Annotated in this window: 6 protein-coding genes; 5 read left to right on the forward strand and 1 reads right to left on the reverse strand. The window is 74.9% G+C overall.

Going from position 1 to position 7,286, the window contains the following annotated elements; translation table 11 throughout:
* Positions 1-223 precede the first annotated feature (223 nt).
* On the reverse strand, positions 224-1,366 hold the full coding sequence (mtnA, locus tag ACH4OA_RS06120; RefSeq protein WP_397941310.1) for an S-methyl-5-thioribose-1-phosphate isomerase: 1,143 nt from the start codon (positions 1,364-1,366) through the stop codon (positions 224-226).
* A gap of 140 nt (positions 1,367-1,506) precedes the next feature.
* Here mtnA and ACH4OA_RS06125 point away from each other — a divergent pair, with 140 nt between their 5' ends.
* The 5 genes from ACH4OA_RS06125 to ACH4OA_RS06145 are packed head-to-tail and all read left to right on the forward strand — an operon-like array spanning position 1,507 to position 7,123.
* Positions 1,507-2,850, forward strand: coding sequence for a glycerophosphoryl diester phosphodiesterase membrane domain-containing protein (locus ACH4OA_RS06125; protein ID WP_397967843.1), 1,344 nt, complete (start codon positions 1,507-1,509; stop codon positions 2,848-2,850).
* Positions 2,851-2,854: 4 nt separating this feature from the next.
* Positions 2,855-3,631: a DUF4129 domain-containing protein gene (locus tag ACH4OA_RS06130; protein WP_397941313.1), complete on the forward strand. Its 777-nt coding sequence runs from the start codon at positions 2,855-2,857 to the stop codon at positions 3,629-3,631.
* Entirely contained in the window at positions 3,628-4,824 is a 1,197-nt protein-coding gene (locus ACH4OA_RS06135; protein WP_397967844.1) for a DUF4350 domain-containing protein, read from the forward strand. The genes ACH4OA_RS06130 and ACH4OA_RS06135 overlap by 4 nt, the downstream gene beginning before the upstream one ends.
* Positions 4,821-5,813: an AAA family ATPase gene (locus tag ACH4OA_RS06140; protein WP_397967846.1), complete on the forward strand. Its 993-nt coding sequence runs from the start codon at positions 4,821-4,823 to the stop codon at positions 5,811-5,813. Before ACH4OA_RS06135 ends, ACH4OA_RS06140 begins: the two co-directional genes overlap by 4 nt.
* Positions 5,813-7,123, forward strand: coding sequence for a DUF58 domain-containing protein (locus ACH4OA_RS06145; protein ID WP_397967848.1), 1,311 nt, complete (start codon positions 5,813-5,815; stop codon positions 7,121-7,123). Before ACH4OA_RS06140 ends, ACH4OA_RS06145 begins: the two co-directional genes overlap by 1 nt.
* Positions 7,124-7,286 lie beyond the last annotated feature (163 nt).

The raw sequence follows: 7,286 nt of genomic DNA on the forward strand, positions 1-7,286 counted from the left end.
AGCGGTGAAGGTCAGGCCCGGGCATCCGGCCACCGGCTCCTCCCGACCGGCCAGGCGGACACCACCCCGGCTCCCCGGGCAGCCGTTCCGTACGACAGGGAGCGAGTGAGGAGGCGGTGCCGGGCAGACCCGGCGCCTGGCGTCCAGGTCTCGCACGCGGACGCGTCAAGCCGTGCGCGGCGTACGCCCCACGCACCGCCCCCTCTTTCTCATGGCGGCGCGGTCAGCCGGCGGCCGTCTGGCGTGACCGGGCGCAGAGGCCGGCGAGGGCCTCGGCGGTGACGGGGGACACGGCTCCCTCCTCGGTGACGATCGCCGTCACCAGTTCGGGCGGCGTCACGTCGAACGCCGGGTTGTACGCCTGCGTCCCCAGCGGCGCCACCGGGACCCCGCCGCCCGCTCCCGTCACCGGCACCTGCGGCGCCATGACCTCGGTGACCTCGAAGCCGGGACGCTGCTCGACCTCGATGGACGCCCCGTCGGGAGTGTCCGGGTCGATCGTCGTCACCGGCGCGACCACGATGAACGGCACATGGTGGTACCGGGCGAGCACGGCCAGCGGATAGCTTCCGACCTTGTTCGCCACCGAACCGTCGGCCGCGATCCGGTCCGCCCCGACCAGCACCGCGTCCACCTCGCCCGCCGCGAACAGCGAGCCCGCCGCGTTGTCGGTGAGCAGGGTGTACGACATGCCCCTGCGGGCCGCCTCGTACGCCGTCAGACGCGCGCCCTGGAGCAGCGGACGGGTCTCGTCCACCCACAGCCGCCGCAACCGGCCCGTCCGGTGCGCGGCGAGCGCCACCGCGAAGGCCGTACCCTCCCCGCCCGACACCAGCGCCCCGGTGTTGCAGTGCGTCAGAATCCGGTGCCCGCCGGCCGGCAGCACTTCCTCCAGCAGCGCCAGACCGTGCGCCGCCATCCGGGTGCTGGCCTCGGCGTCCTCCCGGTGCAGCGCCCGCGCCGCGGCCAGCGCCGCCACGGCGGCGGCGGTGGGATCGCCGGTCCCGGCCAGCGCCGTCCGGTACGCGGACTCCGCCCGGTGCACCCCGACGGACAGGTTCACCGCGGTGGGCCTGGCTCCTTCCAGCGCGCGCGCCGCCTCCGACACGTCGAAGCCGCGTGCAGCGGCGAGCGCGACGCCGTACGCGCCCGCGATCCCGAGCAGCGGCGCCCCGCGCACGGCGAGCGAACGGATCGCCTCCACCAGCGCCGGCGCGTCCGTGCACACCAGCTCCACCTCTTCGGCCGGGAGCCTCGTCTGGTCGAGAAGGACCAGCACGGGCCCTTCCGGTGGCTCCTCCCATCGGATCGCCGGTATCTCGGCCGGCCGCTTGTCCTCACCGGTACGCGCCTGCTGATCAGCCATGCCGACAGTCTTCCCCGGATCCGGCGGACAATTGAAGGAGTCCGGCCCTCACCGTGGCCGGTCCCGCGCCGACCGGCCCATGGCACGATGGCTGCCAACCCGCCGCGGCGACCGCGGACGGGCACCGAGAAGGAGCTTCGATGACAGACACTCCGGGCTGGGCCTCGCCCGGATCCGCCCCGTCGCCCGAGGGGCGGGAACCCGGCGCGTCCGGCCCCGCCGAGCCCGCGCCGCAGCCGGGTGCGGAACCGCAGGGACCGGGCGGGAAATGGTCCAAGGAGCAGCCGCCACCCGGCCAGTGGTCGGCACCCACCGGTGCCCCGAGCCCGCACCAGGCCCCGCCGCCCGCACCGCCCGGCCCCGGCTGGGGCGGCCCGCACCCCGGCGCTCACCACCCCGGCGGCCCGGGGTCCGGCGGCTACGCGGGCCCGCCCGCCGGCTACGGCGCTCCCCCGACCTGGGGCGGCGGCTGGGGCGGACCGCCACCCGCCGCCAAGCCCGGTGTCATCCCGCTGCGCCCGCTCGGCGTCGGCGAGATCCTCGACGGCGCCGTCTCCACCATGCGCACCTACTGGCGCTCGGTCCTCGGCATCTCGCTCGCGGTCGCCCTGCTCACCGAGACCAGCCTGGTCGTCCTGCAAGGCCTCGTCCTCAACGACGCCCTCGCCGGCCCGGCACTGGACAGCCGGACCGCCACGCCCGGCGAGGTGTTCCGCAGCCTGCGCGACACCATGATCGGCACCGGTCTCGTCACGGTGGTCTCCGCGGCCGCCATGATCATCGCCACCGCCCTGCTCACGACCATCACCAGCCGTGCCGTGCTGGGCCGGCCGGTCAGCACCGGCGAGGCCTGGCGCGAGGCCCGTCCGCAACTGTCCAGGCTGTGCGGTCTGCTCATCCTGCTCGGACTGATCATCGCCGGGGTGATCGCCGTCGGGGCGCTGCCCGGCATCCTCGTCCTGGCCGGCGGCGGCAGCGACGCCGGCGGGTCCGCGCTGCTGGTCCTCGGCATCCTGGCCGCCGTCCTGGTCGCGGTGTGGCTGGGCGTCCGCTACTACCTGGCCGCGCCCGCGCTGATGCTGGAACGGCAGGGCATCCGGACCTCCATGGGCCGCTCCGCCAAGCTGGTGCGGGGCTCCTGGTGGCGCATCTTCGGCATCCAGTTGCTCGCCGGACTGATCGCCAACATCGTCTCGGCGATCGTGACCATCCCGTTCGCCGTCATCGGTGCCGCCGCGAGCGGCGACGGCATGGCCGACGTCCTCAACACCGACGGCGGACACGTCGGCTGGGTGTTCCTGATCATCCGGGGCGTCGGCTCCCTGATCGGCACCACGCTCACCCTTCCGATCAGCGCCGGCGTCACCGTGCTCCTCTACATCGACCAGCGCATCCGCCGTGAAGCCCTCGACCTCGAACTGGCCCGCGCCGCCGGTGTCCGGGACCACGCCACCGGCGCCCCCGGCCCCGTCCCCGGGAGCTGATGCGGTGAGCGTCACGGGGGGAGTCCTCCCGGCGGCGATCCCGTCGGGCACCGCCGCCGCGGCCGTGCGTCTGTGGCGTACGGCGCACCGGGCGCTGCCGGCGGCCGGCGGCTCGGGTGACGAGCCGCCGGTGACCGTCCCGCGGGACCCCGCCCGGGAGGCGGCCCGGCGCGAGCTGGCCAAGCGGATGTACCACGAGAACGACCCCAGCCTGCTCCAGCGCGCCCTGAACGCGTTCTGGGACTGGCTCGGCCGGCTGTTCGGCACCGCCGCCTCGGCCACCCCGGGCGGCGCGGCCGGCCTGTTCGTCGTGATCCTCTTCGTCATCGCCGTCCTGGCCGCCCTGTGGTGGCGCCTCGGCACACCCCGCCGCCGGCCGTTCTCCGCCGCGGTCCTGTTCGACGAGCGGGTCCGCAGCGCCGCCGAACACCGCGCGGCCGGCGAGGCGCACGCGGCCCAGGGCCACTGGAACCAGGCCGTCCAGGAACGCATGCGCGCCATCGTCCGGGCCCTGGAGGAACGCGCCCTGCTCGACGCGCGCCCCGGCCGCACCGCCGACGAAGCAGCCGCCGAGGCAGGCCGGGTGCTGCCCGCCCACGCGGACCGACTGCGCGCCGCCGCCCGTGAGTTCGACGACGTCACATACGGCGGACGCGGCGCCGGCGAGACGTCGTACCACCGCCTGGCCGGACTCGACCGCGACCTGCAACGCACCAGACCGGCCCTCGTCGACGGCGCCGCCGGCCCGGCCGGCGGCACCCGCCGGGGAGCGGCCGAGTGACCACCGAGGCCCCGCCGGAGAGCACCTCCACCGCGCCCACCGGCCGTCGGCTCTGGACCCGGTCCCGCGGCATCATCCTCGCCGTCGTCCTCGTCCTGGCCGCGGCCGTCGCCATGGCCGCCGTACGCTCCACCGCCCGCCACGGCGAACTGGACCCACGCTCCGCCGACCCCTACGGCAGCCGCGCCGTCGCCGAACTCCTGGCGCAGCGGGGCGTGTCCACGCGCGTGGTCACCCGCCTCGACGCGGCCCGCTCGGCCGCCGGCCCGGACACCACCCTGCTGGTCGCCGTGCCCGACCTGCTGACCCACCGCCAGCAGAGCGAACTGCACACGGCGACCGCGGCCTCCGGCGGACGCACCATCCTGGTCGCGGCCGGCGTCTGGTCCGTCGAACGCCTCGCTCCCGGGGTCATCGCGGACCCCGCCACCAGCGACGACTCCCCGCTCGCCCCGGACTGCGCCCTGCCCGAGGCCCGGCGCGCGGGCACCGCCGACACCGGCGGCGTCCGCTACACCACCACCCACCTCGACGCCGAGTCCTGCTACCCCAGCGAGCGCCTCGCCACCCTGCTGCGCGTCCCCGCGGCCTCCGGGGGCGGCGACACGGTCGTGCTCGGCGCGCCCGACATCCTCTACAACGACCGCCTCGACGAGCAGGGCAACGCCTCGCTCGCTCTGCAACTCCTCGGTTCCCGCCCTCATCTGGTCTGGTACCTCCCCTCGCTCGCCGACTCCTCCGCCACCACAGCCGGCGACCGGAAGAGCCTCTTCGACCTGCTCCCCTCGGGCTGGCTGTGGGCCACCCTGCAACTCTTCGTCGCGGCGGCTCTCGCCGCCTTCTGGCGGGCACGCCGCTTCGGCCCGCTCGTGCCCGAGAGACTCCCCGTCGCGATCCGCGCCTCCGAGACCACCGAGGGCCGCGCCCGCCTCTACCGCAAGGCCGACGCCCGCGACCGCGCCTCGGCCGCTCTCCGCTCCGCCACCCGCCTGCGCCTCGCCCCTCTCGTCGGCGTCCCCCTCGCCCAGGCGCACACGCCCGAGGCGCTGCTGCCCGCGGTGTCCGCCCGCCTCACCCGCGACGGACAGCCCCTGCGCTCCCTTCTCTTCGGGCCGCCGCCCGGCGACGACGCGGCCCTCATCGCCCTCACCGACCAACTCGACGCCCTCGAAAGAGAGGTACGCCGTTCATGACGGACCCGACCGCTGACAACGCCGCGCGGGGTGGGGACGCGGACACCGCCCGCGCCTCCCTGGAAGCCCTGCGCACCGAGATCGCCAAAGCCGTGGTCGGCCAGGACCCCGCCGTGACCGGCCTCGTCGTCGCCCTCCTGTGCCGTGGACACGTTCTCCTTGAAGGAGTCCCCGGAGTCGCCAAAACGTTGCTCGTCCGCGCCCTCGCGTCCGCACTGGAACTCGACACCAAGCGCGTCCAGTTCACCCCGGACCTGATGCCGAGCGACATCACCGGCTCCCTCGTCTACGACACCCGCACCGCCGAGTTCTCGTTCCAGCCCGGCCCGGTCTTCACCAACCTGCTCCTCGCGGACGAGATCAACCGCACCCCGCCCAAGACCCAGTCCTCGCTCCTGGAGGCCATGGAGGAACGCCAGGTCACGGTCGACGGCACCCCGCGGCCGCTTCCCGAGCCGTTCCTCGTCGCCGCGACCCAGAACCCGGTCGAGTACGAGGGCACCTACCCGCTCCCCGAAGCCCAGCTCGACCGCTTCCTGCTCAAACTCACCATCCCCCTGCCCTCCCGCCAGGACGAGATCGACGTCCTGACCCGGCACGCCTCGGGATTCGACCCGCGCGACCTCAGCGCCGCCGGCGTACGGCCGGTCGCCGGAGCCGCCGATCTGGCGGCGGCCCGCGCCGCGGTCGCCAAGACGGCCGTGTCACCCGAGATCACCGCCTACGTCGTGGACCTCTGCCGCGCCACCCGCGAGTCGCCGTCCCTCTCGCTCGGCGTCTCCCCGCGCGGCGCCACCGCCCTCCTCGCGACCTCGCGCGCCTGGGCCTGGCTGACGGGCCGCGACTACGTCATCCCGGACGATGTGAAGGCCCTGGCCCTGCCGACGCTGCGGCACCGTGTCCGGCTGCGACCCGAGGCGGAGATGGAGGGTGTGACCGCCGACTCGGTCGTCAACGCCATCCTCGCCCACGTCCCGGTCCCCCGCTGATGGCACTCACCGGCCGCGCCGCCCTCCTCGCGGCCCTCGGCTCCCTCCCCGTCGGCATCCTGGAACCAGGCTGGACGGGCATCCTCGCGGTGAACGGCTCCCTGGCCCTGGCCTGCGCCTGCGACTGGGCCCTGGCCGCACCGGTACGCCGGCTGCGGCTGACCCGCTCCGGTGACACCACCGTCCGTCTCGGCGAGACCGCGGACGTGACGCTCACGGTCACCAACCCCGGCAACCGCCCGCTGCGCGCCCGGCTCCGCGACGCCTGGCCGCCGAGCAGCTGGCAGCCGGGCACCGAGGCGGAGGCGTCCCGGCACCGGCTGACCGTGCCCCCGGGCGAGCGCCGGCGCGTGACGACCCGGCTGCACCCCACCCGCCGTGGCGACCGCCAGGCCGACCGCGTGACCATCCGCTCCTACGGCCCCCTCGGGCTGTTCACCCGCCAGGGCGCCCACACCGTGCCCTGGACGGTACGGGTGATGCCCCCGTTCACGAGCCGCAAGCACCTACCCTCGAAACTCGCCCGACTGAGGGAACTGGACGGCCGCACCAGTGCGCTGACCCGGGGCGAGGGGACGGAGTTCGACAGTCTGCGCGAGTACGTCCCGGGAGACGACACCCGCTCGATCGACTGGCGGGCCACGGCCAGGCAGTCCGCGGTCGCCGTCCGCACCTGGCGGCCCGAGCGGGACCGGCACATCCTGCTGGTCCTGGACACGGGCCGCACCTCGGCCGGCCGGGTGGGCGACGTCCCGCGGCTGGACGCCTCGATGGACGCCGCCCTGCTGCTCGCCGCGCTCGCCTCACGCGCCGGTGACCGGGTGGCACTGCTGGCGTACGACCGCCGGGTACGCGCCCTGGTGCAGGGCCGGTCGGCGGGGGACGTGCTGCCTTCTCTGGTGAACGCGATGGCCGCGCTGGAACCGGAACTGGTGGAGACGCATGCCCGTGGCCTCGCCGCCACCGCGCTGCGCGCCGCGCCCCGTCGGTCTCTGATCGTGCTCCTGACGACATTGGACGCGGCACCGGTGGAGCAGGGGCTGCTTCCCGTGCTTCCGCAGCTCACACAGCGGCACACGGTTCTGGTGGCCTCGGTGGCGGATCCGTATGTCGCCCGTATGGCCCAGGCCCGCGGGACTCCGGAGGCCGTGTACGAGGCGGCGGCAGCGGCGCAGGCGCAGAACGAGCGCCAGCGCACCGCGGAACAGCTCCGCCGTCACGGGGTGACGGTGGTGGACGCGACTCCGGAGGAGTTGGCGCCGGCCCTTGCGGACGCGTATCTGGCTTTGAAAGCGGCGGGCCGGCTCTGAGGCTTCTGGCCGCGTCCGCCACCGCCCCATTTTTCGGGGCAGAAAGGCCATGCAAAGGCCGTACAACGCAGAAAACCCCCGCACCGGAGTGCGGGGGTTTCCTCAAGAATTGTTCGGCGGTGTCCTACTCTCCCACAGGGTCCCCCCTGCAGTACCATCGGCG

This window comes from Streptomyces sp. NPDC017095, from assembly GCF_044332325.1.
Classification (GTDB): Bacteria; Actinomycetota; Actinomycetes; order Streptomycetales; family Streptomycetaceae; genus Streptomyces.